Consider the following 24,381-nt stretch of genomic DNA (forward strand, 5'->3'; position numbering starts at 1 on the left):
AACTATAGAAGGAGACATCTATGGAAAACACCGTGACGTACGGTCATATCGAAATCATGCCTTATGAATTTGTACGCCTTCATGAACTTAAAATCCTAAAAACAGTCAATGATCATGCCCGAATGATCTGTACAGGTATCATCTCGGAGAAAAAGCGCGAGCTGTATGTGCGTGCTTCGGATGAGGAAACCCAGGTCAAAGCTTTTGTTACAGACAAAAATGGCAATCGACAGCCCCTTTTTCGAGGCATTGCCTTGGATGTGGAGGAAAAAGTCGTTCATGGGGTTCATTATCTGACCGTCGAAGCCATTTCTCATACCTACGAGTTAGATATTAAGCGGCATCAACGCTCTTTCCAGAACCCCAAGCTCACCTATACAGGTCTGATTGAAAGTATTGTATCGGACTATTCCAAAGCCGAAGCCATGGATGTTGTGTCCCATAAGAAGCCCATTGGTACCTTTATCATGCAATATGATGAAACCGATTGGCAATTTCTGAAACGAATGGCCTCCCACTTCTACTCTCCGCTCATTCCTGCGGTGGGCTATGGGGTTCCCAAGTTTTATTTTGGCCTGCCTATGGGACTCAGCAAAGGAGAAATACAATCTACCAATTATAAAGTCACCAAACGGGTTGCGGATTTTCAAACCGCCTCAGAGAACCATATCCCTGGCGTACGTGATGCTGATTTTATCCAATATGAGGTCGAGACGGAGAAATTACTGGAACCTGGCTACGAAGTGACCTTTCAAGGTCATAAGCTGATCGTAGCTGAGGTGCTAACGGAGATGAAAGACGGGGTGCTGACCCATACCGCCAAGCTGTCACCACGAAGCGGCTTACGTCCAATTAAAGACTACAATCGCTCCATTATCGGCGCTTCCATTCATGGCAAGGTACTGAGCGTTCGTCGGGACAAAGTACGCGCCCAGCTCGATATGGACGATCAGCAAGACCCGAACACGGATTACTGGTTTCCCTACTCTACCATTTATGCATCTGCGGATAACACGGGCTGGTATTGTATGCCTGAGGACGGGGATAGCATCCGTATCTATTTCCCCAGTTATAAGGAAGAAGAAGGATACGCGATCAGCTCAGTTAAAAGAGAACCGCAGCCTTCCACGGGAAAATCTTCTGCGACTTCTGGACATGCCACAGCTTCTACTTTGTCTGCCGGATCAAAGTCTTCTTCAGCCTTATCCGCAGCAGCTCCTGCCCCAGATCGAATGGCTGACCCTGCCATTAAGACGCTGCGAACCAAATACGGCAAAGAAATCATGCTCGCCCCGGATCAAATCGTTATTTCTGGCAATGGCATGTCCATTGTCATTAACGATAAAACAGGCATTGATATTGTAAGCGGAAAAAATGTGAGCATTAGTGCGGCTTCGGATATTGTTATGAGTTCCGGTAACATCCAGCTTTCCGCCGGAAAAATTGAGCTGTCTGGTAAAGGCAACACGATTACGCTGGATGACAAAACCACCTTCTCCGGCACGGAAATTAAGATGAACTAACGGAAGGTGAGAACTAGCAGATGGATAAACAAGCGGCGTTACACCATTTTAAAGAGCACCATTTTACACCTTTGCTGGACATTCAGTTGGACATGCTGGAAGCCAAGTTTCAGCGTTGCCAAGCTCAACTGATCTTCGACTTCAAAGAATCGTTCAGGGATTTGTGTATACACATTCTGAGCATGCAGCAACAAGATCAAAAACAACCCATTGGATATATTCACTACTCGTTCTTGCGCACTCAGATGCTGGAGCAATCCTACCTGTATATGGTCGAGGCTTACTCTGCTGAATGGTACGAAGATGATTCCGATTGCAAGTTAACCTATGACGCATCATGGGCTTACGCAGCAATGAATACCATGTTGGAAACCTTGGAGCAGGAACGAAAAATATATATGGGGACGATCACTTCAGTGGACGTTGAACGACTGATGTTGGAATCCGCTCCTTTTTTTCACCAGTTTGTGAACTCCCTCCTGCGCTTAGGGATGGCAGAAGTGGTTCAAATGCCTGAGTATCTCGCCATTTATAAAGCTGATCGTTTAGCTATCCGAACGGGCGAGTACAAGGATATCAGCGAGAATCTATATGCCGAAGATCAGGAAGCACTTCTTGCAGATCATGCGAAAGAGCAATTGATACATTCCAGTGAAGAAGAACCCTATGTTTACGAAAACCTAAAGCGGCTTTCTCTTCCCCACCTTCACCTGATGCAAAAGGATTTGCGCTATAACGATTTTAGCCACAGTGACTTACGGGGAAGCCAGTTTCACAGCTGCATATTGATCGGAAGCATCTGGCAACGAGCCAATCTGGAAGGAGCCAGCTTTGGGGGATGTCTACTGACCGATACGGATTTTAGATATAGCGATTTGAGAGGTGCTAACTTCAATAGTGCCAGCGGACAGCCGTATCGGGAACATGGAGTTCGGGTGCCGGGGCTATGTGGGCTTCATTTCGAACACGCCAACCTGGATGGGGCTGATTTTACAGATGTACATTCGTTTGAACATGCATATTTTGAGGGGGCTTCGATGCAAGGAACTCTTGTCCCACGAAAGTACCAACAGTATTGGAAATTAAGCGAAGCACAGCGTCAATCTATTGTGTGGACGGAATAAGGAGGAATGTGTATGCGCCATTATTATGTGCTGGTCGATGATCATCGTATTTCCCGAAACATTAAACCGATGAATTTAGACCTTTTTAAAACGCCATTTGTTGGCATGCCTCCGGCTCAGGTTTTAGATGTTCATGCGACAGAAGATGCCGAGTACACGGACTGGCTACCGTTTTCACCCTCACAACCGCTATTTTCCGATTCTATGAAACGGATTCTAGAACTATACAATACACAAGCTCGTTTTAAACAGGTGTATATCGTGAACCGTGAACCTAGCCGTCAAGAATTATATTGGATTTCATCCGTTTCCTCTGTGGATGGCATTTCAGAACAGACTGAATTTTATGCGCACGACCAAACCTTAAAACGACTTGTGCTGGATAGCCATAAGGTGAATGGACACCATTTTTTTCGACTGTCTAACGTAAGGGAACCTTATTTCATTGTTAGCTTGGAGGCTGCTGAAAGCTTACTGCGGCGGAGTTTGAGTGGTTTTCGGCTACAAAAGCTAGAACTCTTATAAGGAGGTTCAACCTTGACGGAGCATTGGGATGAATTTTTTTTGAAACTGCATCATCAACAAATATTGAAAGAGCAATTAAGTACAGCGGAAAACGATGAAAGCTGGATGATGGTAACTATTGAAGAAGCGATGGAGGGAATTTCAAAAGGCTCGCTAACCCTATCGGATCAACAGGAAATCCGGTTTCAAACCCTTCCTGTCTTTGAAAATCAACTCACCATTTCCCTGCCTGACTCTCTTATTCCAGAAGTTCGGGCTGGACAGACGGTAGATCCGTCGAAAAGCTTCGTTGTTCAGGACAAGCTGGGCGGAATCCTGTTCGGTCTGCACCAAAGCAGGCAAGAACTGGACCCCTCGCAAATAGAAATCTATCAACAACAAATGATTGAGCAAACGAGTCGTGCACAACCAAGTATGAAGCTCGTAGATGAAAAGGCTCTTTCTATTCAAGATACCACCATTGGCTGCTATGAAGCTGTTTTTCTAGTTTCCCCCTCTCCCTATTATCAGATTGTCTTTGTGCGTTCCTGGCATGGCAAGGCTGTGATCGGGAGTTGTCAATTTAAACTGGAGGATGCTCCCCTCTGGGTTCCCTTAACCTATGCCATGCTGCACACCGCAACATGGTGGTCGGGGCTTTCTTGATTCTATACCTTTTATTCAAGGAGGTACTTATATGTTTTTACCTTTACTTATTAAAGCTCTGGCTCAAGGTGCACTCAGCGGAGAACATTCTTATGTGGTGAGAGGAGCCAAGTTACAGTGCAGTCAAGGTACAGATCCTGGTGTGCTCAATATGATGTACAGCCACGGTGTCTTCATTAAAGATAAGCCCGTTCTGAACGTGGACGATGCTATTTGTGGAGCCAATATTAGCAAAATTAATGCTTTTGGACTGTGTAAATTGAAGCAAGGCCTTCCTTGTGAACCTGAGATTGCGTTTGGGTCCAAGTGGACAGGCGGGAAGGAAGACGTATTGGTTGAGGGGGCACCCGCCCTACTCAACAATTCGACCTTAATGTGTAGCTGCCAAGGTGTACAAGAGGCGATATCCTCCTTTTTTGGTGCAGACAGCACGGGATCAGGTGGTGGAGGTATCATCTCCATTACAGATGACGGACAGGATGGTTGATTTTATCAAGCAAGGAGATTAAGGATGAACATCGTAGCGAAAGAACGCTTTACCTATCAGCACTTACATGTCACTTGGCCCTATGGCAAGCTGCGTCTTCATAACGTCCATATGAGTCACGAGCTGGGAGAACATGCTAGACTGGTGATCACGGGTAGTCTAGAAGCCGATCAGGCAGACACAATCATTACCAAAGCAAGCAGTGACGACGAAGTTGAGCTATGGTATTCCGATGCCAAAGACCAGAAGCATCCCTTATTTATGGGACAACTGTACTGCGTAGATGTGGAGCACAGACATCAGGAGATCGTGGTAACTCTCGACGTCATTTCTCATAGTTTTAAACTAGATACGCAGCTCAAAAACCGCTCCTTTCAACACATCAATCAAAAGTATGCGGAGATTGTAGATGCGGTGCTGGCCGATTACAAAGGCTCGGATAAGATTGATGAAGCGTTTGAGAAAAAAGAAACAGGCCAATTCATCATGCAATATCAGGAGACAGATTGGACTTTTTTAAAACGGCTGGCTTCGCATGTGGGAGCCCTTCTCGTCCCTAATATCGTTTCACACCATGCTCAAATTTGGATCGGTATACCGCAGGCCAGACAGCATATTCATTTGAAAGAGGTTCCTTTTACGCTTCAACGCAAGATTGCTCCCTATCTGGATCAAGAGGCGAATGGCTGGAGATCTGCCAGCATCGGAGATTACACCCGGTATACCTTTGAGTGGAATCGAATGCTGCAATTGGGAGATGAAGTCGAGCGCAATCACGAAACCTACGTCATCACCAAACGTGAAGGACAGTTGGTTCGCGGTTTAATGACCTGGTCGTATGAATGCGCATTGTCACAAGGCTTGAAGGTCCCTAAAATCTATAATCGTACCATCATTGGCGCGGCTATTGAAGGAAAAATACTAGATGTCAGCCGGAATCAGGTGCGGTTGCATTTAGATATAGACGATCAGCAGAATCCCAAGGATGCCCAATGGTTCCCCTATTCTGCTGAAGGGAATCAGGTGTGGTATCTAATGCCGGAAAAAGGTGCGCAGGTGAAGTTGTATTTTCCTAGTGCAGACGAAGACGATGCGATGGTCATACAATCGGTTCGAACAAAACCATCCAGCGTTGCTGTCCCTTCATCTCACGCAGCTCAAGGTGCCGTGGTCGAATCGTCTGCAGAACGCCACCAGCGCAAAACAGCCGATCCCGGGGTCAAATCCTTTGCAAATCCACAGGGAAAAGAAATCTCCTTAGGGAACTCTGAACTGTCGATGAGTGCGCAGGAAGGGTCACTGTACATTTCCATGAATACCCATAACGGTGTCAGCCTGAACAGCACCCAACGTATACAAATCCAAGCCGCAGGCAGTCTCAGTCTTTCGGCAGGTAGCATTCAGTTGCAAGGAACCAACGGCTTACACTTGAATACAACAACCGATACGTTGGATCTGGAGCAGGAAGTTAATAGCGTGAGCTCAGAAATCCAACTTAAAGCTTCCCTCCATCAATACTACCCAGAACCGATCTTGTCTGACTTTGAGAAGCAAGTCGCTGAAAAGGGAATCCAAAGTGTGCTCGGAGCACGCGTTAAGGAAAACGTAGGTGCGACCCTCAAGGGAGAATGGGATGCGGGTATAGAGTTTTTAGGCGGTGTATGGGACTCAGTTGTCGACATAGCGGATATGGGAACCATGGTAATGACTCCTTTCGTTATGCCGGGAAATTACACTGGTAAAGGTTTTTTGGAACGCAATGAGACGCTCGAGGGTATTAAGGGCGGTGCAAAGTTTGGCTGGGACTATATTGCCGATTCATTCCAAGGAAAAAAAACAAAGAAAGATGTGGTTCACGACCTTGAAACCGTGTGGGACGGCATAAAAAGCATACCCGATCCGATTGAGCGAAAATTGAATAATTTCTTCCCTAATCCATTGACCGATACCAAACAGGAAAGTTACGACGCAGGATATGACAGTATCAAGGCCGTGGAACGTGTAGCAGATATTTATGGGTTTGTCAAAGGCGGCGCAAAGTTAGTTAGAAAGCTGGGTAAGTTGGGTAAAGAAGAAGCCTCCTTATCTAAGGGACTCAAGGAAGCTGAAGAAAAGAAAGCCGGTAAAGGAGGGACTCCGGGGTTATTCGGAGATTCAGCAAAGGCCGACTCTGCTCTTGCCAAAGTTGGAGATGGAAAATTCAAAACGAATGCCATCCGTTTTCCAACCAATTTTGAATCCTTAGGAAGTTACTTGCAAAGTGTAGCTAGAAAGATGAATATCCGTATAACTAAAAGGTCACCCATCTTCGCAACGGCTGGAGATCATTATCGGCTTCATGATCCTGGTCCTGACGTTCCACATTCTAAAGGTTCCGGTGCAAAGATTTCGCCTGAGAGACAAAAACAGATTGATGCGTTAGAATCAGGAGAGTATACAGGTAAGAGCACTAAGGGGACGGGAGAAGTTCCAAAGTTTAAACTTACCGAACCTTCTTTACCAAAGGGTGGCAAACCTAAAGGGAATTATGGAGAAGGAGATTCCCATGGAATAAAGAAGCAAAATGAAACAGCCGATGTATTGGCTGATAATGGCTATGACATTGAGATGTTAGATGAAATTGATGGTGGAAATGGTCATGGCATTGCAGAAGGGTCGAATCCAGATTTTCTAATCGAAGGAAATGTATTTGATTGTTATGCACCAAAACCAGATGGAAAGATACAAAGTATAATTAAAGAAATAGCAGGAAAGACGAAGAAACAGTCTGGAAGAATTGTTTTGAACATAGACAACTTTCCAAATGAAAAAGTTACCGAAATTATCGAAACAATTTTAAGAAAAGCAAATCCGAATGGAGATTTAAAAAGACTAGAAGAATTAATTCTAGTGAAGGATGGAAAGATTACAAGAGTGTTTGGAGGTTAAAAGTGAGATGGACTGTACGTTATTCTTAGTCTCAAATTTGGATAAAGAAACACTTAAAAGAATAATTTATGAAATAGTATGCGATACAGTTGAAGATAAAGTAACTAACTACGAAGATTTTTCTCGTCTTAGCTGTAAATACTTCACACTTGATATTGAAACAGAAGATATTATTAGTATTGATTTTTTAAGAGAAGAATATGGGATGGACATCAATGCAGAAATTGGGATTCAATTATTCGGGAAATTATTCGAGAAAGGACTAGAAGTATTATTTAAAATTTTCGGTAATATTTTAATGGTTTTTAATCCTGACATGGTGTTTGTGGAAAATGGTACAGATCAAATATTCAGAAAAGAAAATGCTACTGTATTCATAAATACAAAGCTAGATCAATACCAGAAAAAGTATCTATCAAACAAGATAATTACTTCACTGCGATACCCATATATTTTCGAACAGTTATCAAACTGAAAGCAGGCTATAGAATGCTTGTTGGATATGAATCCACTCGAATCATGAACATTTTAAAGGTGGTGGGACTACCAAATGACGAATGAATCCATCATTCAACCAATAACACATATAAGCCATGTAATACCCGTATAAAGATTCCTCCATTTCGGTTGTACGCACATCAAATGCTTTAATTTTATAACCTGAATAACGCTATTCCGTTACATCTAACAGGTTAATTATGGTCAGATACCACCATAATTAACCTGTTTTGTTATCTTCGTTTTTTCTTGCGTTTTTTCAAATTTACTCGCAACTGTAGAATACGCCGCCCCGGTAGGGAGGATAAAATAGCAATAAATCGCATCTTTTAGGATAGGCACCGCCACTATTAGAGTAGGGGCGGCAAAAACGAAAGATTTTTCATACGTCGGCAACTTAACGGAACATTTCAGCGATTCTTACAGCGAAGAAAGAACTCTGCTGACGAGCAGTTGACATAGAGCAGGTAAGGATACGTTCTAGGCTCGCCTTCCTGACTTCATAGCCGCCGTGCGGCGGAGTAATCAAAAACGCATAAGGCAGGGATTGAAATGACAACAAGAGCGAGTGGTTTCGTTTTGATTCAAAACCGCCAAGTCGCTAACGAGTACATGGACAAGGTAAGTCAAGATAGTGAGTTCACGTCACTTCATAAGGTATTTACCAAAGTGCCGCTTAAAATCCATCGTTGTTATGGCTTGAGCCAGTATGAGAAGCTGATACTGGTCGACCTTATCGCTTATATGAGCGACAAGGCTCAGTGTTACCCCACCTATGAGATGATTGCTCGAAATGTCGGGAGTAGTTAAAAAAAGCTTAAATCTATGTTTTTTCTACTTCATTTATATATTCCTTCAACTCAACCCAGACCCGCACAAAAAATGCACCCCCTAGCATTCATCGGACAAACCAAGAGGTTTGATCCAATGTCTACACTAGGGGGTGCTATTCTAGCCTGGGGAATTTGTTTTACCCCTTAACCGACCCGGCTGCGATCCCTTCCACAATCCGGTCACTCATGATGAGGAACACGAGCAAAATGGGCAAAATGCTGATCATCAACGTAGCCCCAATAGCTCCCCAGTCGGTCGTATATTGTCCAATAAAGTTTTGAACGCCGACGGTCAGTGTTTTGTTTTCGTCCGAACTAATAAACGTATTCACGAAAATAAACTCATTCCAGTTATAGATCATGTTAATAATAGACGTCGTTGCCATGACGGGGGTGGTCATGGGCAGCACAATCCGGAAGAACATTCGGTTGACGGAGCAACCGTCCATAACAGCCGCTTCTTCCACTTCACGGGGCAGGGCGTAATAGAATCCCAGCAAGATCATCATCGTTGTCGGCAGATTAAAAGCAACATACGACAGGATGATAGAGAGTGAAGTGTCTGTTAAATGCAGTTTGAGAAACATACTGAACAACGGAATCAAGGTGGAATGGACTGGAATCATCAGTCCGACCATAAAGAGCCCGAGAACCAGCTGGCTTCCTTTCCACCGCATACGCGTAATGGCAAACGTTACAAAGCTGGCGAGCAGCACCGTTAACGCCACGGATATGACCGTAATCCACACACTATTGAAGAAATACCGCCCGATATTGCCGCTGGTCCACACATTCATATAGTTCTCCCAATGTGGCTGGGACGGGAGTGCAAACGGCGGAAGGTTAAACACTTCCTGATTATTTTTAAGTGAGAAAAGCATCAGCCACACCAGCGGTAAAAGCTGCGTCACCGCCAAGATGATTAAAATGATATACAAAGCGGCATAACCGACCCGAGTTAACATTTTGCCGCGGGTACCGACTCCAAGCGGATAGTTGGCGGCTGCCTGGGTTTTCATATCCGTTCCTCCCTCTTCCTGTCCTTTGTTACCCTCATCTATTTGCATGACCGTATTATGAATACTGGATGGTGTCACTAGTAGCCGTAACCTTGCGGATCAGCCACGTAGCGATCAGACAGATGAGCAACAGGGCAAAGGCTGTAGCGCTACCGTATCCAAAATCAAAGCTGCGGAATGCCTGGTGGTACATGTACGAAGCCATCACTTCACTGGCTCCATTCGGCCCACCATCCGTCATGACGTAGATGAGGTCAAAATATTTGAGCGAGCCGACAATGGACAATATGATCGTAACGTTAATCACCTCGCGCAACAGGGGCAATTTGATACGAGTCGCAATCTGCCAGGCACTGGCCCCGTCAATCCGGGCAGCCTCCATCAGCGTTTCGGGAATGTTTTTCAGCCCGGCATAATAGATCAGGATATAAAAGCCTGCATATTGCCAAATAATCGGGATGAACAAAGCAAACAGCACCAAGGACGGATTAGCTAACCATTCAGGCGGGTTGTGAACTCCGACCGACGCCAGTATGGAATTGAACACTCCGTTTGTTGGATGATACATTTTGAGCCACAGCTGTGCGATCGCTACAGATGACAACAGCATGGGAATCAGATAAATTTTCCGCAGCAGATTCGCTCCCTTGATTTTTCCTGACAAAATCATCGCAATGACCAGATAACCGATCAGACTGATGCCTGAAAACAAGGCCAGCAGCAGCGAATGCCAGGCACTTTGCCAGAATGCACTGTCTGTGAGCAAATGTTGATAATTGTCCAGCCCCACAAAAGTCATAGAACCGATTCCATTCCACTGATTCAGGCCGTAATAGCCGGTCAGTACGATGGGTACATATATTACGGCTAATAACAGCAGCAGAGAAGGCAATACATAGAGAGCAATGACAAGCTTATTGGACATGACCTTTTCCACGGTTGGACCTCCTTAGGTGGTCAATTTCAATTTCCTTTCTCGATGGCAGCCTTATGCTGGTCGGCAAATTGTTGCGGTGTCACCGCTTTACCAAACAACGCCTGAATCATATTCAAATGTACCTGTGCTGCATTCGGCTTCATCTGTACATCGGCGAACAACGTAATACTGCTGGCTTGATTCAGTCCGTTCAGCAAATCGACATACAGCTTGGGCAATTTTTCTTTGGAGGTGTCCACTTTCGTCGCCGGAATAACGCCCGCCTGTGTGACCGATTGTTCTCCCCATTTAACTACAAAGTATTCAACGAACGCTTTGGCCTCTTCTTTCACCTTGGAATTCTCAGAAACAAACAAACCTACTCCCGGACCTCCTACCCAACTGTTCTCGTTGCCCTTGCCGCCTGCAACCATCGGGAATTTAAAGAAGCCAATTTGATCTTTAAATGCTTGCGGGATTGCGGGATTGGTCGTAAAATTCGGCAATTCCCAAGTAGCCATCAAATACATAGCTGCCTTGTTGTTCATAAATTCGGATTTTCCCTCATCATTGGACAAGCCGTTAAATCCTTTGTTAAATGCATTCATATCCACAAGCGTCTGAACTTCGGAGGCCGCCTGAATTAAACCAGGGTCATCGAACGATCCTGAGCCGTCAATCGCTTTTTTCAGCGTTTCGTTACCTGCTATACGGTCCGCCAAATACATATACCAGAGCGAGCCGGTCCAGCGGTCCTTATTGCCTAATGCAATCGGTGCTACTCCATGATCCGTAAGTGTTTTCACAACCTGCTTAAATTCGTCAAAAGTCGTAGGTACCTTCAAGTTGTATTTTTGGAATATGGCTTTGTTGTAATAAATAGGTGTAATATTCAATTCAATCGGAAGCGCATACGTTTTGCCATTCAGCGCATAAGCTTCGGTCGTTCCCGGTACGAATTTGTCCTTCAGCTTGGAACCTTGCAGCAGGTCATCCATCGGCGTAAATAATCCACCTTTAACGTAAGGCTCCATAAAGCCTGCTGCCCAGGTGATGCCGATATCCGGCAATTCATTGGAAGCTGACAGCACTTTGAGTTTGTTTTTATATTGTTCATTTTCCAGCACTTCCTGCTGAATGACGACATTCGGATGATCCTTTTGGTATTGATCTATAATCTGAGTCACAAGCTTGCTCTGCTGTGCCGAGCTTCCCTCTGGCCAGAGGTGCATCATTTTGAGTGTAACCTTTCCCCCGTCTCCACTGGAACCGCCTTGACCATCCTTACCAGCACCGCAACCGGATAGCACCAGCATGAATGACAGCAGCAGGGTCAACCCAGCAAACCATTTTTGATGTGAGCGCTTACGTAAACCATACTCGTTGGACATCGTTAGACCTCCGTTTGTTGTATTTATATTTTTTGTAACCGTTATCATTTGTAAGTTTAGCACTCTATTCCTGCTTTCAACAGGGTACGCTCATTGGGTATAATTCCACTTTTATTGGGTTTGATCTGCCTACTGTCAGTCGATATTCTCCGGCCCTGTACGCATCTGCTGCCTGTAGCGGCTGGGACTTATCCCCTCGGTCGCTTTGAATACTTTAATAAAATATTTATCTGTTCGGTAGCCTGATCGTTCGCCGATTTGGGCAATCGTCAATTGGGTATGCAGCAGTAGCTCCTTGGCCCGTTGCATCCGCAGCCGATGCAGATATTCGCTGAAGGACAAACCACTTTGCTCCTTGAATAAAACACTAAAATAGCTCGCATTCAGGTGTGAATGCGCGGCAGTCTGCGCCATCGTAATGGATTCGTGAAGATGCTCCGCCATATAGGTGAAGGCACGTCGTACCGGATCACTAAGGGTAGCCGCCTGGAGATCAAGCTCTAGCAGAACAGGGTCAGCCAGCTTGTCCAGCTTCTCGTATCGCTGCCGCTCCTCTTCAAGCCGAAGCGCTTCATTGACCGCATTCAGCAGCTCTTGTTTATCAATCGGTTTGAGCAAATAATTGACGGCTCCCAGACGAAGAGCCTGCTGGACATAATCAAACTCCGCATACCCTGAGATGACAATGGTCGCTGGTCGTCGTGAATCCCGTTCCAGAGAGCGGATTAAATCCAGCCCACTGAATTCCGGCAACCGGACATCCGTAATCAACAGATGAACCGTCTCTGCACGCAGTATATTTAGTGCTTCCAAACCATTACCGAATGTCACAATCCGGTATTTCCCGGCTGCCCATTGCTCCAGTGTCTGGTGTATCCCCTGACGTGTTCGCTGTTCATCGTCTACAATGACAATGGTTTTGGATGAAACACTCATTGCTACCGCCCTCCATATTCATCAGGAATTTCAAAAGCGACCACCGTTCCTTCCTGCTCAGCACTATGTATCAGCACACCGTCCGTTGGATAAGATGCGCTGTCATAATAGAGAGCGAGCCTGCGCTGCACATTAACCAGTCCCATACCGGTTCCCTTGCTCTCGCAGGCTGCTCCCCCCATCAACGCTGTACGCACAGCTGCAAGTTCTTCCATCGTCATTCCAGGTCCGTTATCTATGACCGCGATCCTGGTCCACCCCGGTCTGGTCGAAGGAGTGACACTGATTTCAACACGGCCGTTGCCGATGCGATTTTCCACACCATGCAAAATAGCATTCTCTAGAATAGGCTGGATCAGCAGTTTAGGAAGCGGAATTCTGGCTGCCTCTGAAGGCATATGAATTTGCCAGCTCAGACGTTCACCCAGACGCATCTCCATCAGTTCCAGATAACGACGGATTTGCGCCATTTCTTCCCCGAGGGTCACCCAAGAGTCATGGTGAGCCGGTTCGATAACATAACGAAACAGCCGCGACATAGACACCATCAGCCCGGCAAGCTCCTCCTCTCCCTTCTCCTGTAGCGACCAGTTGAAAGCATCCAGCGTATTAAAAAGGAAATGCGGATTGATCTGCGCCTGCAGAGCTTTAAGCTCGGTCTGGCTTTGTAAAACCTCCTTTTCGTAAATGACATGGATCAATTCATTGATATCGACAATCATCGTATTGTACTCTGCGTTCAATTCTCGCAGCTCGACCGCTGCTGCCGGTTCTGGATTCAGAGCCAACGCCCCTTCCCGTGAACGACGCATCGCCTGAATCAAGTGACCTATCGGTCTTGTAATCAACGTAGACAACATAAAGGACATAAACAGGAAAAGCACGGCACCAAGAGACGCGGAAATGATAAGTGTAGTCCGTAAAACCGTAATTCCGTCTGTGACGACGCTAACCGGAATCAGGATCAGCAGCGACCAGCCCGTCCGCTCCGACTGCTGAACCGCCTTCACATATTCCCGCTCCCCAATATGAACCGTCTGTGTCTTGCTGTGCAGTACACCTGACAAATCCGTCTGGTTCATTGGTTCACCCGACAGCAGCTGGCCTTGACGATCTACAAGCAGCATGGTTTCATCCGCTTCTTCATTGACTGCTGACGCACCATTCAGTCCAAAATAACTTCGCTCCATACGGGTAATGAGGTACCCTCCGCGTGAGAACCAGCGATCCACCAAGCTGACCTGCCGAATTGCTAGCAGTGACCTGGGGTCCTCGGGATCAATGCCGATCCAGACCAGTCTTCCTTTCATCTGATTCGCTTCCCGGATGTCTGCCTGTCCGATACGTTCCTCCAGACTGCCCTCTCTAATCGGAAACAACATCTTCCCTTCAGCAGTATACAGTTCCAGTGAGCCGACACTCGGCATATATGCCTGATAGCTATGCATCACTTGCAGTAGGGATTGACGCTGTCCAAAATTCACCTTGCCCCCGTTGCGCTCCTCCAGCAAAATATGCTGAACAGACGGGTGATTAGCGACCTGCTCCGTCAAACTGTCCATCTGGCCGATTAATGCATCCAGCCTACCGCTTGCTTGTACCGCAGTTTGACCAATATGTCGCTCGGCACTGTCTTTTAACAGGTGAGACACATTGAGATAAATGAACGCCCCCGCTACACTCATCATAATAAGCATCACCAGTATAAATCCGATAAAAATCTGATTACGTAATGTGTTTAATGGTTGGTACCTTAAACGCATATGCCATCTCCCCCTGAGCCATCGCAGAAAAGTAGATAATGAGAACGCTTTCTATTTTCTATTCTAGCGCATCATTCTCCTTTGTTGGCATATTTTCAGCAGAGATTATATCAAAATGGACAGCAATCTCTGGAATCATTATGTTCGACAATAACACGTAATAACGATACTTATTAAAAAAATGACTCCCGACACATGCAGGAGCCATCTACTGACCAGTTAAACCGAAGCTTCTTTAAAATCACCCAAACTAAGGTACCGTCCAGGCTCCGAAGCTTGTATATAAAATAGGTATCCTATTGGAGGGCAGCCAAAATGCGGTCGCACAGCTCCATCGTTTTCACGTTGTCCCGTCCACTTGAATCAGGCGTACGTCCTTCTTGGCAGCAGTTTATGAAATGTGCGATTTCACCGACAAAACCGCGCAAGTACAAATCACGGTATCCGCCCGACATCGCGGAAGCTGATGGTGTCAGAACCGTATCATTTTCCGCAAGGGATTTCCAAGGAAGCTCTGTATGACTCTCCGACTTGTGAATGATCAGTGTATTCACCTCATCCGCGTTCGCAAAACCGTGGTCAAAGGTTACCGTAATACCTTCACTCTCGCGTGTCCATGCTGTCATACCTGCGAAGTATAGGCTGCCCACTACACCATTTTCAAATTTCAAGGCAATCGTATGGGAAATACACTCACCGTTATCGTTCGCAAATCCGGTAACCTGTACCACTTCCCCGAACAAATAACGTACCAGGTCGACCATATGAACCGCCGCCAGCTTCATGAAGTCTTCGCCAGTTTTACAAAACTGGGTACTGTCCACGAGAAATTTTGCCTGAAATGAGCGTGCGGCTCCAAGCGAGCCACCCTCAATCCATTCTTTTAACTTTATGTATACAGGTGCGTAGCGCTTCATGAAACCGACCATCAGCACAACGCCTGCTGCTTCTGCCGCATCTGCAATTTGGGCCGCTTCCTCGGCATTCCAACCCAGTGGCTTGTCTACAAAGACATGTTTTCCAGCCTTAATGCAGTCTAGTACGAGCGAAGGATGATCTGCCGCTTGTGCTATCACGACAACTCCATCACAGTCTTCCTGCTCCAGCATAGCCTTGTAATTGTCATAAGGTGTGCCACTACTTCCAAACCGCTGAAGTGCTGTCTTCGATCTGCTTAAATCTCTAGTCGCAATCGCCTGAATTTCAGCACCTGCCCCAATAACAGCAGGATATATATTCGTTGAAGCGTGAAAGCCAGCCCCGATAAAACACAGCTTCGCCTTGCTCATGTTAGTCCCTCCCATGTACACACTAAAATAATCCGATCCCATCGTACCCTATTGCCGAAGTATATATACAAAAAAACCTTAACAAAGATAATCCCTTATCCTTGTTAAGGCTCTGTCTGTATCACCTGCAACCATCCTTAAAATACATACAATTACAGGGTTCAGAAATTACCTTGTGGATAATGAAGCCCATTTTTGCTCCAGCCACTGGTCAAATTCAGCGCCCTTGTCGCCTTCATAGATGTCATAAATATCGACTCTCATCTTGTGCAGCTTCTCGCGAAAATCGTTGTAGGTATGGTCGGCTGGCAAGCTTTTTTTAATCCGCACCAGAATTTTCGTCAGGCCCTTAACAAGCTCACCCTCTTTGCGCACAGGCGGCTGTACATTCTCGCCCCATTCCTGAAGTCTGCGGTAAGCGGCTTCCTGAACGGCATATACCGTATCATGATTCAAACGATGTGTCAGCAAGTCAATCGTCTGCTGGTTCTTCCATGCACCCAGATCATTTACCGCAGCTAGGCGTGTTTTCCAATCGGAGGTTCGGTTTGCAGCTACTTTAAGCTGCTCATATACTTCTGCAAATTCCTGCTGAGTTTCGTTGTTTTCCAAAATTGTCTCATCCTTTTCTAAAAATCACTATATTACTGTTCATCACGATTGCCGTTTGTTAAATATAACATACTTGCAGGTCTTCTTCTAAAAAAAGATAAAAATGAAATGATCGGACGTTACAGGAAATCTGCACGTGCGGGTGTAAATGCATCTAGCAGAATACCGCCATCCTCCAGTGGGATACAGCCATGAAGAGTATCGGATGGAAAATGGATGCTGTCTCCATCTTTGACGGTCTGGACTTCCTTGGTTTCGCCATTATCGATCATAAACTTAAAACTTCCCTTTATTACATAAGTGACTTGTTCATGGACATGCTTATGCAACAGGATCTCCCCTGTTTGGGCTTTAGCAAACATCACTTTGACATACATAAGCTGGTCGCTGTGGGCCAGCACTTTCCGGGTGGTATTACTGTCAACGATGTCAATTTGAATATCTTGGTCGTTAAAAAACATGGATCATTCCTCCTCTTTTTAAGCACAAATGATTTAGATGAGTTATTTTGAAAAAATTCATAAATCGGTTTAGTTTAAAACCAGCGAAAAATAAGCCAAAGTACTCCGGAAAGGGTAGTAAAGTCGGGATCGGCGAACGTTACCCCTTCGGCACCCAAAAAAGAAAAGAGCGGCAAGGTGAGAGCTGGTAGCAGACAGAGCAAGAATCCATTAAGACAACTGGAAATAACAGCTCCTCTAAAACCACCGCTGGAATTGCCGAATATCGCGGCTGCACCACCAGCGAGGAAGCAGGCCATGATCCCTGGCACAATGACAGGCAATCCGACAAACGGGAAAAGAAAGACGCAGGCAACGCCTGTGAAGAAGCTGACCAAGAAGCCTACCAACGCGGAATTGGGTGATTTGTCGAACAGTACCAGAACATCCACACCAGGGATTGCTCCAGGTGCGAACACTTGGGAGAAGCCTTTGAAAGCGGGTACAATTTCAGTTGTGAACAGCTTAACACCCGCTTTTGCGATATACAAGCCGGCTGCGAAAATAGCTGACTGTTCGAGGATGAAGACGATGTATTCTTTGCCATCCGATAATTTGCTGACATAGTCAGAACCAGCAACCAGTCCAGATACCAGCAAAAGCACAAGCATCGTCAAGGTCGTTGCAACATTGGGGTCGCGCAAAAAACTGATGCGGTCATTAATTTTTACATTTTCGGTGTCATTTTCACGGTTGCCGAACACTTTCCCTAAATAGGTGCCCAGAATGTAAGAGGTCATGGAAGCATGAGCAATCGTATAATCATCCGATTTAATAATGTTTTTGCTGGCATTTCGGAGTAGGTAAGGAAACACCGCCATATAGCTCCCAATGACCAAAGAACCGACGATGATCGTAGTCAGCGAACTGAGACCTAGACCTTTCATAACGGCTGTAGCGGCAAAGCTCATAAACAAAATCAAGTGAAGAGACAAATAAATGTACTTGAACTTGGTCAGACGTGCAAGCACGATGTTAAGGATCATGGAAAAGAGCAGAATGAGCGCAGCATCCGCCCCGATCTGATCAATGGTCAGTGCCATAATGGCTTCATTGCTGGGTACGACACCTTTAAGGTTGAACGCATAAGAAAAAATTTGGCTGAAGTTAGTGAGAACGCCTCCTAAAATGCCGCCGCCGACCTTGATCATGGTGAAACCCATGAAAGAAAGGGTAGTTCCCGTAATGATTTCTGATACTTTCTTCCTCTGAAATATAAGGCCGAGTAATGTCACAATCGCGATAATGATGGATGGCTCCCTGATAATGCTCATAAACATTTCCATAGTGATCTCCGACTTTCTTTTATTTATTTTCCATTCTTACTAAATCGATTTAGTAATACTCGAAAAAAATTTCCCTTCCGGGAATGTAAAAAGAAGAAGAATCATTTTTTTGTGAATTAAATCACAAATTACTCCATGCATTATTCGTTTGAGCTCTATTCCTCCCCTCTCTTCAATCACCATCATCACTAAATTCAGGACAACCATAAATGAAAGGGTATTCATGACTCGAATCATAAGATCATTATAGCTCTTTATTTTCTTTTTACAATAGAATTCATAAAAACGTTTTCAAAAAGATGAAAAGGACTTATTCAAACATTCAGTTCAGCTTTAGGACCGATTCTCTGTGGTTGATGACCGGATTCATACGGATGATTTCTGACAGCTCCTCATGATCCTGTTCTTTTTGATCAATTTTCTCCAGCAGTAGCCTGGCACTTCTTTTCCCCATTTCAAAACTCGGCTGGGAAACGGTTGTGATCGGCGGATTATAAAAAGACGCAAAGGATACATCATCTATGCCAATCAAGGAAAAGTCATTAGGTATGGTCAGATGATTATTTTTTGCATAAATCAGCACCTGCTCCAAAATCATGTCATTCGTAGCAATAATTGCAGTGGGCGGATTCTCCATGTGAAATAGTTGTCCAATCAGATTAGGCATTTCATCCAACCTGCCGCTTTTGATATAGTTTTCATTCACGGGTATGTCATGTTTACCCAGCGTATTTCGGTAACCTGACAGTCGCTCACTTCGTGTGGTGATCGCTTTTTTGCCTAAGGGGAACGTGATAATCCCAATGTTGTTATGACCATGCTCAATGAGTGCTTCAACCGCAAGCTCGCTGGCCTTTTCATTATTCAGTAGCACCGTATCTACGCTGAGTTCATCGATTTTTCGGTCCACAAACACGAAGGGATAGCCATTTTTGACAAGGGAAACATATAATTTCTTGTTCTCTTCCGTCGGGAAAATGATAAGTCCATCCACTTGCCGAGCAATCATCGACTGGACATACTTTTTCTCTTTGAGCGAATCATCATCGGTATTGCAGACAATGACCTGGACATTTTCCAGTTGGCATTCATCTTCAATGGCACGCACGACTTCTGTTGTAAATCTCGATAAAATGGTTGAAGAAATAACCCCCACAATGAAGGTCTTCTTCTGCTTGAGACTACGTGCCACCTCATTGGGTATATAACTGAGATCCTCAATCGCTTGCTCGATCTTCTTCTTGGTGTTTTCACTCATATAGTTGTATCTCTTTTGCAGAAACTGCGAAACTGTACTCTTCGACACCCCGGCACGTTCTGCCACTTCCTTCATCGTTGTTACCATAATTACCCTCCTTTCTTTTTTGCATGTCATGCGTGCTAATTTTCAAATATATATTCTGCAACCTGTATGTAAAGTGAATTTCACTTTATTATATACCTTCTTTTACAGCAGGAAAATATAATAAATAAAGAGTTAGAGCGTGCCTCTACTCATATACAAGCGCGGCCAAAAATATGGGGTGGAAACTCCCTCACGAATCTTTTACAAGGGGAACTTTCCTACTTAGCTTGATAATCCGTTGTTATAAATCTATTGATTTCGAACGAAATCTTAGAAATATACGAATTTTATGAACTTGTTTGATGGAAGATTTGAACATAAAATGAAAATGTAATCGGTTACAAATTCTTTTAAATAAAGGAGGAAGCAGAATTATGAAGAAAAAAGGATTAAAAAAAACATTTTTCGTCATTGCCTCCCTCGTAATGGGCTTCACACTGTATGGCTATACACCCGTTTCTGCAGATGCAGCCAGTGTGAAAGGATATTATCACACCCAAGGAAACAAGATTGTAGACGAATCCGGGAAAGAAGCGGCATTTAACGGCCTGAACTGGTTCGGTCTGGAAACTCCTAATTACACCTTGCATGGACTGTGGAGCCGCTCAATGGACGACATGCTGGATCAGGTGAAGAAAGAAGGCTACAATCTGATTCGTCTGCCTTACAGCAATCAGTTGTTCGATTCCAGTTCCCGTCCAGACAGTATTGATTATCACAAAAACCCTGATCTGGTCGGATTAAACCCGATTCAAATTATGGACAAGCTGATCGAAAAAGCTGGACAACGCGGTATTCAGATTATCCTTGACCGTCACCGTCCAGGCTCAGGTGGGCAATCCGAGCTGTGGTACACATCCCAGTACCCTGAGTCTCGCTGGATTAGTGACTGGAAAATGTTGGCTGATCGTTATAAAAATAACCCCACCGTCATTGGTGCGGATTTGCACAACGAGCCACACGGTCAAGCAAGCTGGGGTACAGGCAATGCCTCCACAGACTGGCGTCTGGCGGCACAACGTGCAGGGAATGCGATTCTGTCCGTGAATCCGAATTGGCTGATTCTCGTAGAAGGTGTAGACCACAATGTACAAGGCAACAATAGCCAATACTGGTGGGGTGGCAACCTGACAGGTGTAGCCAACTATCCTGTCGTTCTGGACGTACCGAACCGTGTCGTATATTCTCCACACGATTACGGCCCCGGTGTGTCTTCGCAGCCATGGTTCAACGACCCGGCCTTCCCGTCCAACCTGCCAGCGATCTGGGATCAAACCTGGGGCTACATCAGCAAACAAAACATAGCTCCGGTGCTGGTTGGTGAATTCGGCGGCCGTAATGTTGATTTGTCCTCCCCTGAGGGGAAATGGCAAAATGCGCTTGTTGACTATATTGGTGCCAACAACCTGTACTTTACGTACTGGTCCCTGAATCCGAATAGCGGCGACACAGGCGGTCTGCTGCTGGATGACTGGACTACCTGGAATCGTCCGAAGCAAGATATGCTGGGTCGAATTATGAAGCCTGTTGTTTCCGTAGCCCAGCAAGCGGAAGCAGCAGCCGAATAGGCACAGGCCTTCAACTTCACTTAATTAAAAAAGCCGATTTTCCTCCTTCAGGCCAGATTATGCTGGGCTATGAAGATGTGGAGAAACGGCTTTTTTTGTTCTTCCAGTTTTACACATTGTAAATTCCCCATTGAATGGGTCATTTTGTAAACTAAATCTCTCTTTCAACCGATAAATACATATGTTGGATTTTAATTTAGAAAGGAAGTATTCATGTGATTATTTGGAAGGGTTTTGGTATTTTAAATATTATTATTCCAGGGATTTTATTTGTTATTGTCGGTAGTTTAGTATCCGCTCTAGGGCTTGACTCCATAGATTCCCGGCTGCCAATGGCTTTTGTGTTCATTGTGTCGGGAGTTATTATCTGGTATTTGGGGAAAGCACTCAACTCCGACTCGGACAAAGTGCTAGTTGATATGGAAACGGGACAACGCTATCGAATGGGAACCCAGCACAGTCTGTTTTTTATCCCTATGCATTATTGGGGCCCTGCAGGTCTAGCGATCGGATTTATTTTAATCGTTGCATCGATATTTATTTAACGTTGATTGCAAACATAAGCTATTCCGAACACCGCAATGCGAGCTAGTTGCTCCCATTGCGGTCTTTTTCCTTCTCGCAGGTCGATTATGCTCAGATACCGCTATGGTTTACCTGTAGGCCAATGGGTTTGGGTCAGGGGAACACCTAGCTCATGCTTCGACCTAGCTGCTCCACCTTGCTCAGCCAATCGTTGCGCTGCTGATCCGATAACTTATTCATAAGATCAATGGTCGTAGAACGCACTGGTTTGACACCACATAGATGCAGCGTGGAATCCTTCATCATCCGATGCCCAGGCTGTCCCTGGAAAAATCGGTAGTACCAGTGCGGACCGTCCATCGTTGTAATGAGGCGAGCTGTTCTTCCTTTTAGAAGCTTGTCAGGCAAGGATTTTCCTTTTTGATACTTAAACGCAAACCCCGGCATAATGGTACGGTCAATGAAGCCTTTCATTAATGCAGGCAAGCTGCCCCACCAGATTGGAAAGACAAAAACAAGATGTTCTGCCCATTTAATCGACTCCTGTGCTTGGATCAAATCAGGTTCCAGCGGCAATTTATTACGATATCCACCTAATAGATTTGGGTTAAAATCCAACGCGGATAACTGCAACAAACGAACCTCTGCTCCTGCAGCCTTCGCTCCTTTTACATAGGATTGAGCCAACGCTTCTCCATAACTGCCAGCGACTGGATTCCCTTGAATCACCAATATTTTTTTAGACATATAAGCCACTTCCTATCTTCACATTATGATTTTAGTTAGAAAACACTAACTTTATATTTAAAAAGAAAAGGTCACTACTGACCTTTACTTAATAAAGCTGTTAAACGTTGTTTGACCTCTGTTGCAAATGGAACCAACTGCTGTGGAAGTTCACCTTCCAGGCTGGATACGGACAAGCGTGTAATAGCTCCAATGATGAGCACACCGGATAGCTGAGCATCCTGCTTCGGCAGTTCACCTTGTTGAATCCCCTGTTCGATGAATTCAGTCAACGCCTCCAGCGGCTGACGCACATTCTGGCTCTGGCTTGCTTCAACATACAGCTCATGATGCTGGGATAGTAGAAGCAAACCATACTGGTCCTCATCATGCATATTCAGCACTTCATCCACCAGTTGATGGAAACGACTAACGAAGTTCCCACTCTGCTTGCGATAGAAGTCAATTAAGGTGGTGTAGCTATTGCAATACTGCCCAAATACTTCCAAGGCCATCGCATCTTTGCTCTTAAAATGCTTATAAATCGCGGCATCCGTCACACCGGCAGCCTCTCCAATTTCTTTGACTGAAATCCCGTCAATTCCTTTGGTTGCAAATAAGCACATCGCTGCCTGCAGAATATCTTTCTTTTTGCTGTCTATATGTGTTTTCTTGTTCATAAAATTATAGTAAGTGATAACTAACTAAAATGCAAATTATATTTTTATGCAGGCTCATTCTATCTTCATACTTTCATTTGAAATATATTGTATTAAACCTAAATACCATGTTTTTATAAGTGAATGATCATAAATACAATTAATGATACGTGTATCGCCACATTTTATTCATATAAAATAGATATGTAATCGAATAAAACGGGCGCTCGGGCAGGCGGGACTCATTATGCTTAAGGTGCATGCAGTCACCCAGCAGGGAAAAGACTCAGGCAGTCTTGGCATATGAGCGACGAGCACATTTCCCCGCTGCAAAAAGTCGTGCACGCCATCCATAACCAAAGCTCCAAGGCCGGTCTTCAGCTTTGGCATGTCGGACGCAAAGGCTCGTTGCCCCAAAAACAGCTGTATCTGCCTCTGGGTTGCCTCACCGCGAACAGTATCATCCACTGGCTCGCACACTAAATTGAACAATTTCCACAATAATAGGTGTGCCGGAGGAAATTGCCTCCCCTTCGTTAAGGCGAATCGTCAGCGATTCAGGTGTCAGTCTATACAATGTGCTTTCTTGTATCATTCCATTAATGTATAGATTGGCATAACTGTTGCTTCCGACATTAAACCGCTGAAAGGGCTCCTGTACACCATCTACAGAAAATTGATCCGCCATAATCGTGATTGAAGACTCAATTGTAGCAGGTGCAAAATAAAAATATCGCTCGGCTATGGGTATAATTTCAATATTTGAAATGTCAGCTGCCGGACCGGTTGGGCCTGTTATTCCTTGGGCTCCGGTTGGGCCCGCTATGCCCTGTGCTCCAGTAGGGCCGGGTGCACCTGTTGCACCTGAACTACCTTGGACGCCAGCCGGACCTGGCGCTCCCCGTGTTCCTGCTGGACCCTGTATTCCTGGTATTCCTTGGACTCCCGGTGTTCCCGCAGTTCCCGGTATGCCTTGTGCTCCTGCTAAACCTGGAATACCTTGTACCCCTGTTAACCCGGCTTCGCCTTGCTTCCCTGTCAAACCAGGAATACCCTGTGCTCCTGCCGAACCTGGAACACCCGGCTTTCCCGTCTTGCCCATTCTCCGCCTCCGCTTGGTAGGAGTATTTCTACATCTCCGTTGCATGATTAGCTTTGGATGCTTTTTGGTATGGAACCCCGTTTTTGTTCTACCTTTGAGTGAATAACTTGTTTTACACTTTTTACGTTTGTTGATCTTGCAATGTACGGTTCTTTTTCCTTGCCTTCTTAGTGATGAATCG

At 45.2% G+C, this 24,381-nt stretch carries 24 protein-coding genes; 11 read left to right on the plus strand and 13 right to left on the minus strand.

The features are described from left to right. Positions 1-20 precede the first annotated feature (20 nt). From MKY98_RS18465 to MKY98_RS18500, 8 genes are all read left to right on the plus strand, one after another. Positions 21-1,523 (plus strand): hypothetical protein, encoded by a 1,503-nt coding sequence (locus MKY98_RS18465; protein ID WP_069012528.1) that lies wholly within the window; start codon positions 21-23, stop codon positions 1,521-1,523. Between the two features lie 20 nt (positions 1,524-1,543). After that, the gene (locus MKY98_RS18470) at positions 1,544-2,647 is read left to right on the plus strand and encodes a pentapeptide repeat-containing protein (RefSeq protein WP_069012527.1); all 1,104 of its coding nucleotides are present in this window, start codon (positions 1,544-1,546) and stop codon (positions 2,645-2,647) included. Positions 2,648-2,659: 12 nt separating this feature from the next. After that, positions 2,660-3,172 carry an imm11 family protein gene (locus tag MKY98_RS18475; RefSeq protein ID WP_069012526.1) on the plus strand — a complete coding sequence of 171 codons (513 nt, stop codon included), beginning with the start codon at positions 2,660-2,662 and terminating at the stop codon, positions 3,170-3,172. 12 nt (positions 3,173-3,184) lie between these two features. Then, positions 3,185-3,817 (plus strand): hypothetical protein, encoded by a 633-nt coding sequence (locus MKY98_RS18480; protein WP_069012525.1) that lies wholly within the window; start codon positions 3,185-3,187, stop codon positions 3,815-3,817. 31 nt (positions 3,818-3,848) lie between these two features. Beyond that, positions 3,849-4,304 carry a DUF4280 domain-containing protein gene (locus MKY98_RS18485; RefSeq protein WP_069012524.1) on the plus strand — a complete coding sequence of 152 codons (456 nt, stop codon included), beginning with the start codon at positions 3,849-3,851 and terminating at the stop codon, positions 4,302-4,304. A gap of 24 nt (positions 4,305-4,328) precedes the next feature. Continuing rightward, positions 4,329-7,232, plus strand: coding sequence for a CdiA C-terminal domain-containing protein (locus MKY98_RS18490; protein WP_141695521.1), 2,904 nt, complete (start codon positions 4,329-4,331; stop codon positions 7,230-7,232). A gap of 7 nt (positions 7,233-7,239) precedes the next feature. After that, positions 7,240-7,707: a hypothetical protein gene (locus MKY98_RS18495; protein ID WP_069012523.1), complete on the plus strand. Its 468-nt coding sequence runs from the start codon at positions 7,240-7,242 to the stop codon at positions 7,705-7,707. A gap of 575 nt (positions 7,708-8,282) precedes the next feature. After that, on the plus strand, positions 8,283-8,540 hold the full coding sequence (locus MKY98_RS18500; protein WP_029515616.1) for a helix-turn-helix domain-containing protein: 258 nt from the start codon (positions 8,283-8,285) through the stop codon (positions 8,538-8,540). 160 nt (positions 8,541-8,700) lie between these two features. Here MKY98_RS18500 and MKY98_RS18505 read toward each other — a convergent pair whose 3' ends face one another. The 10 genes from MKY98_RS18505 to MKY98_RS18550 all read right to left on the minus strand — a co-directional run bounded on the left by MKY98_RS18505 (position 8,701) and on the right by MKY98_RS18550 (position 19,620). After that, a complete protein-coding gene (locus MKY98_RS18505; RefSeq protein ID WP_069012544.1) occupies positions 8,701-9,582 on the minus strand; it encodes a carbohydrate ABC transporter permease in 882 nt (293 codons plus the stop codon). A gap of 55 nt (positions 9,583-9,637) precedes the next feature. After that, positions 9,638-10,519 carry a carbohydrate ABC transporter permease gene (locus tag MKY98_RS18510; RefSeq protein ID WP_029515618.1) on the minus strand — a complete coding sequence of 294 codons (882 nt, stop codon included), beginning with the start codon at positions 10,517-10,519 and terminating at the stop codon, positions 9,638-9,640. 26 nt (positions 10,520-10,545) lie between these two features. Continuing rightward, entirely contained in the window at positions 10,546-11,889 is a 1,344-nt protein-coding gene (locus tag MKY98_RS18515; RefSeq protein WP_029515619.1) for an extracellular solute-binding protein, read from the minus strand. A gap of 135 nt (positions 11,890-12,024) precedes the next feature. Beyond that, positions 12,025-12,825: a response regulator transcription factor gene (locus MKY98_RS18520; protein WP_029515620.1), complete on the minus strand. Its 801-nt coding sequence runs from the start codon at positions 12,823-12,825 to the stop codon at positions 12,025-12,027. A gap of 2 nt (positions 12,826-12,827) precedes the next feature. Beyond that, positions 12,828-14,588: a cache domain-containing sensor histidine kinase gene (locus MKY98_RS18525; RefSeq protein ID WP_029515621.1), complete on the minus strand. Its 1,761-nt coding sequence runs from the start codon at positions 14,586-14,588 to the stop codon at positions 12,828-12,830. Between the two features lie 296 nt (positions 14,589-14,884). Then, positions 14,885-15,877, minus strand: coding sequence for a Gfo/Idh/MocA family protein (locus MKY98_RS18530; protein WP_069012522.1), 993 nt, complete (start codon positions 15,875-15,877; stop codon positions 14,885-14,887). A 168-nt stretch (positions 15,878-16,045) separates the two neighbouring features. Beyond that, entirely contained in the window at positions 16,046-16,489 is a 444-nt protein-coding gene (locus MKY98_RS18535; RefSeq protein ID WP_029515623.1) for a HEAT repeat domain-containing protein, read from the minus strand. Positions 16,490-16,608: 119 nt separating this feature from the next. Continuing rightward, complete coding sequence (locus MKY98_RS18540) at positions 16,609-16,950, minus strand: cupin domain-containing protein (RefSeq protein ID WP_069012521.1); 342 nt, start codon at positions 16,948-16,950, stop codon at positions 16,609-16,611. Between the two features lie 74 nt (positions 16,951-17,024). Further along, entirely contained in the window at positions 17,025-18,275 is a 1,251-nt protein-coding gene (locus MKY98_RS18545) for a PTS ascorbate transporter subunit IIC (RefSeq protein ID WP_029515625.1), read from the minus strand. A gap of 322 nt (positions 18,276-18,597) precedes the next feature. Then, positions 18,598-19,620 (minus strand): substrate-binding domain-containing protein, encoded by a 1,023-nt coding sequence (locus tag MKY98_RS18550; protein WP_039272991.1) that lies wholly within the window; start codon positions 19,618-19,620, stop codon positions 18,598-18,600. A gap of 374 nt (positions 19,621-19,994) precedes the next feature. Between MKY98_RS18550 and MKY98_RS18555 the strand changes: the two genes are divergently transcribed. After that, positions 19,995-21,188, plus strand: coding sequence for a glycoside hydrolase family 5 protein (locus MKY98_RS18555; protein WP_069012519.1), 1,194 nt, complete (start codon positions 19,995-19,997; stop codon positions 21,186-21,188). Positions 21,189-21,403: 215 nt separating this feature from the next. Continuing rightward, complete coding sequence (locus MKY98_RS18560) at positions 21,404-21,733, plus strand: hypothetical protein (RefSeq protein WP_029515629.1); 330 nt, start codon at positions 21,404-21,406, stop codon at positions 21,731-21,733. A 145-nt stretch (positions 21,734-21,878) separates the two neighbouring features. On the opposite strand, the gene MKY98_RS18565 is transcribed toward MKY98_RS18560, so the two are convergent. Both MKY98_RS18565 and MKY98_RS18570 read right to left on the minus strand, forming a co-directional pair. Then, positions 21,879-22,460, minus strand: a complete 582-nt coding sequence (locus MKY98_RS18565) for an NAD(P)H-dependent oxidoreductase (RefSeq protein WP_029515630.1) — start codon at positions 22,458-22,460, stop codon at positions 21,879-21,881. A gap of 74 nt (positions 22,461-22,534) precedes the next feature. Continuing rightward, positions 22,535-23,119 carry a TetR/AcrR family transcriptional regulator gene (locus MKY98_RS18570; RefSeq protein ID WP_029515631.1) on the minus strand — a complete coding sequence of 195 codons (585 nt, stop codon included), beginning with the start codon at positions 23,117-23,119 and terminating at the stop codon, positions 22,535-22,537. Between the two features lie 282 nt (positions 23,120-23,401). Between MKY98_RS18570 and MKY98_RS18575 the strand changes: the two genes are divergently transcribed. Further along, positions 23,402-23,581, plus strand: a complete 180-nt coding sequence (locus tag MKY98_RS18575; protein WP_238437886.1) for an oxidoreductase — start codon at positions 23,402-23,404, stop codon at positions 23,579-23,581. Here the strand turns inward: MKY98_RS18575 and MKY98_RS18580 are convergent. Further along, the gene (locus tag MKY98_RS18580; protein WP_080658569.1) at positions 23,559-24,200 is read right to left on the minus strand and encodes a DUF4183 domain-containing protein; all 642 of its coding nucleotides are present in this window, start codon (positions 24,198-24,200) and stop codon (positions 23,559-23,561) included. The genes MKY98_RS18575 and MKY98_RS18580 overlap by 23 nt on opposite strands. Between the last annotated feature and the right edge of the window lie 181 nt (positions 24,201-24,381).

The organism is Paenibacillus sp. FSL M8-0228 (genome assembly GCF_038007385.1).
GTDB lineage: Bacteria > Bacillota > Bacilli > Paenibacillales > Paenibacillaceae > Paenibacillus > Paenibacillus polymyxa_D.

Coding starts and splice junctions, on each gene's coding strand:
- MKY98_RS18465 (WP_069012528.1), top strand. CDS start 21: ATGGAAAACACCGTGACGTACGGTCATATCGAAATCATGCCTTATGAA.
- MKY98_RS18470 (WP_069012527.1), top strand. CDS start 1,544: ATGGATAAACAAGCGGCGTTACACCATTTTAAAGAGCACCATTTTACA.
- MKY98_RS18475 (WP_069012526.1), top strand. CDS start 2,660: ATGCGCCATTATTATGTGCTGGTCGATGATCATCGTATTTCCCGAAAC.
- MKY98_RS18485 (WP_069012524.1), top strand. CDS start 3,849: ATGTTTTTACCTTTACTTATTAAAGCTCTGGCTCAAGGTGCACTCAGC.
- MKY98_RS18490 (WP_141695521.1), top strand. CDS start 4,329: ATGAACATCGTAGCGAAAGAACGCTTTACCTATCAGCACTTACATGTC.
- MKY98_RS18495 (WP_069012523.1), top strand. CDS start 7,240: ATGGACTGTACGTTATTCTTAGTCTCAAATTTGGATAAAGAAACACTT.
- MKY98_RS18500 (WP_029515616.1), top strand. CDS start 8,283: ATGACAACAAGAGCGAGTGGTTTCGTTTTGATTCAAAACCGCCAAGTC.
- MKY98_RS18505 (WP_069012544.1), bottom strand. CDS start 9,582: ATGAAAACCCAGGCAGCCGCCAACTATCCGCTTGGAGTCGGTACCCGC.
- MKY98_RS18515 (WP_029515619.1), bottom strand. CDS start 11,889: ATGTCCAACGAGTATGGTTTACGTAAGCGCTCACATCAAAAATGGTTT.
- MKY98_RS18520 (WP_029515620.1), bottom strand. CDS start 12,825: ATGAGTGTTTCATCCAAAACCATTGTCATTGTAGACGATGAACAGCGA.
- MKY98_RS18525 (WP_029515621.1), bottom strand. CDS start 14,588: ATGCGTTTAAGGTACCAACCATTAAACACATTACGTAATCAGATTTTT.
- MKY98_RS18530 (WP_069012522.1), bottom strand. CDS start 15,877: ATGAGCAAGGCGAAGCTGTGTTTTATCGGGGCTGGCTTTCACGCTTCA.
- MKY98_RS18540 (WP_069012521.1), bottom strand. CDS start 16,950: ATGTTTTTTAACGACCAAGATATTCAAATTGACATCGTTGACAGTAAT.
- MKY98_RS18545 (WP_029515625.1), bottom strand. CDS start 18,275: ATGGAAATGTTTATGAGCATTATCAGGGAGCCATCCATCATTATCGCG.
- MKY98_RS18550 (WP_039272991.1), bottom strand. CDS start 19,620: ATGGTAACAACGATGAAGGAAGTGGCAGAACGTGCCGGGGTGTCGAAG.
- MKY98_RS18555 (WP_069012519.1), top strand. CDS start 19,995: ATGAAGAAAAAAGGATTAAAAAAAACATTTTTCGTCATTGCCTCCCTC.
- MKY98_RS18565 (WP_029515630.1), bottom strand. CDS start 22,460: ATGTCTAAAAAAATATTGGTGATTCAAGGGAATCCAGTCGCTGGCAGT.
- MKY98_RS18570 (WP_029515631.1), bottom strand. CDS start 23,119: ATGAACAAGAAAACACATATAGACAGCAAAAAGAAAGATATTCTGCAG.
- MKY98_RS18575 (WP_238437886.1), top strand. CDS start 23,402: ATGAGCGACGAGCACATTTCCCCGCTGCAAAAAGTCGTGCACGCCATC.
- MKY98_RS18580 (WP_080658569.1), bottom strand. CDS start 24,200: ATGGGCAAGACGGGAAAGCCGGGTGTTCCAGGTTCGGCAGGAGCACAG.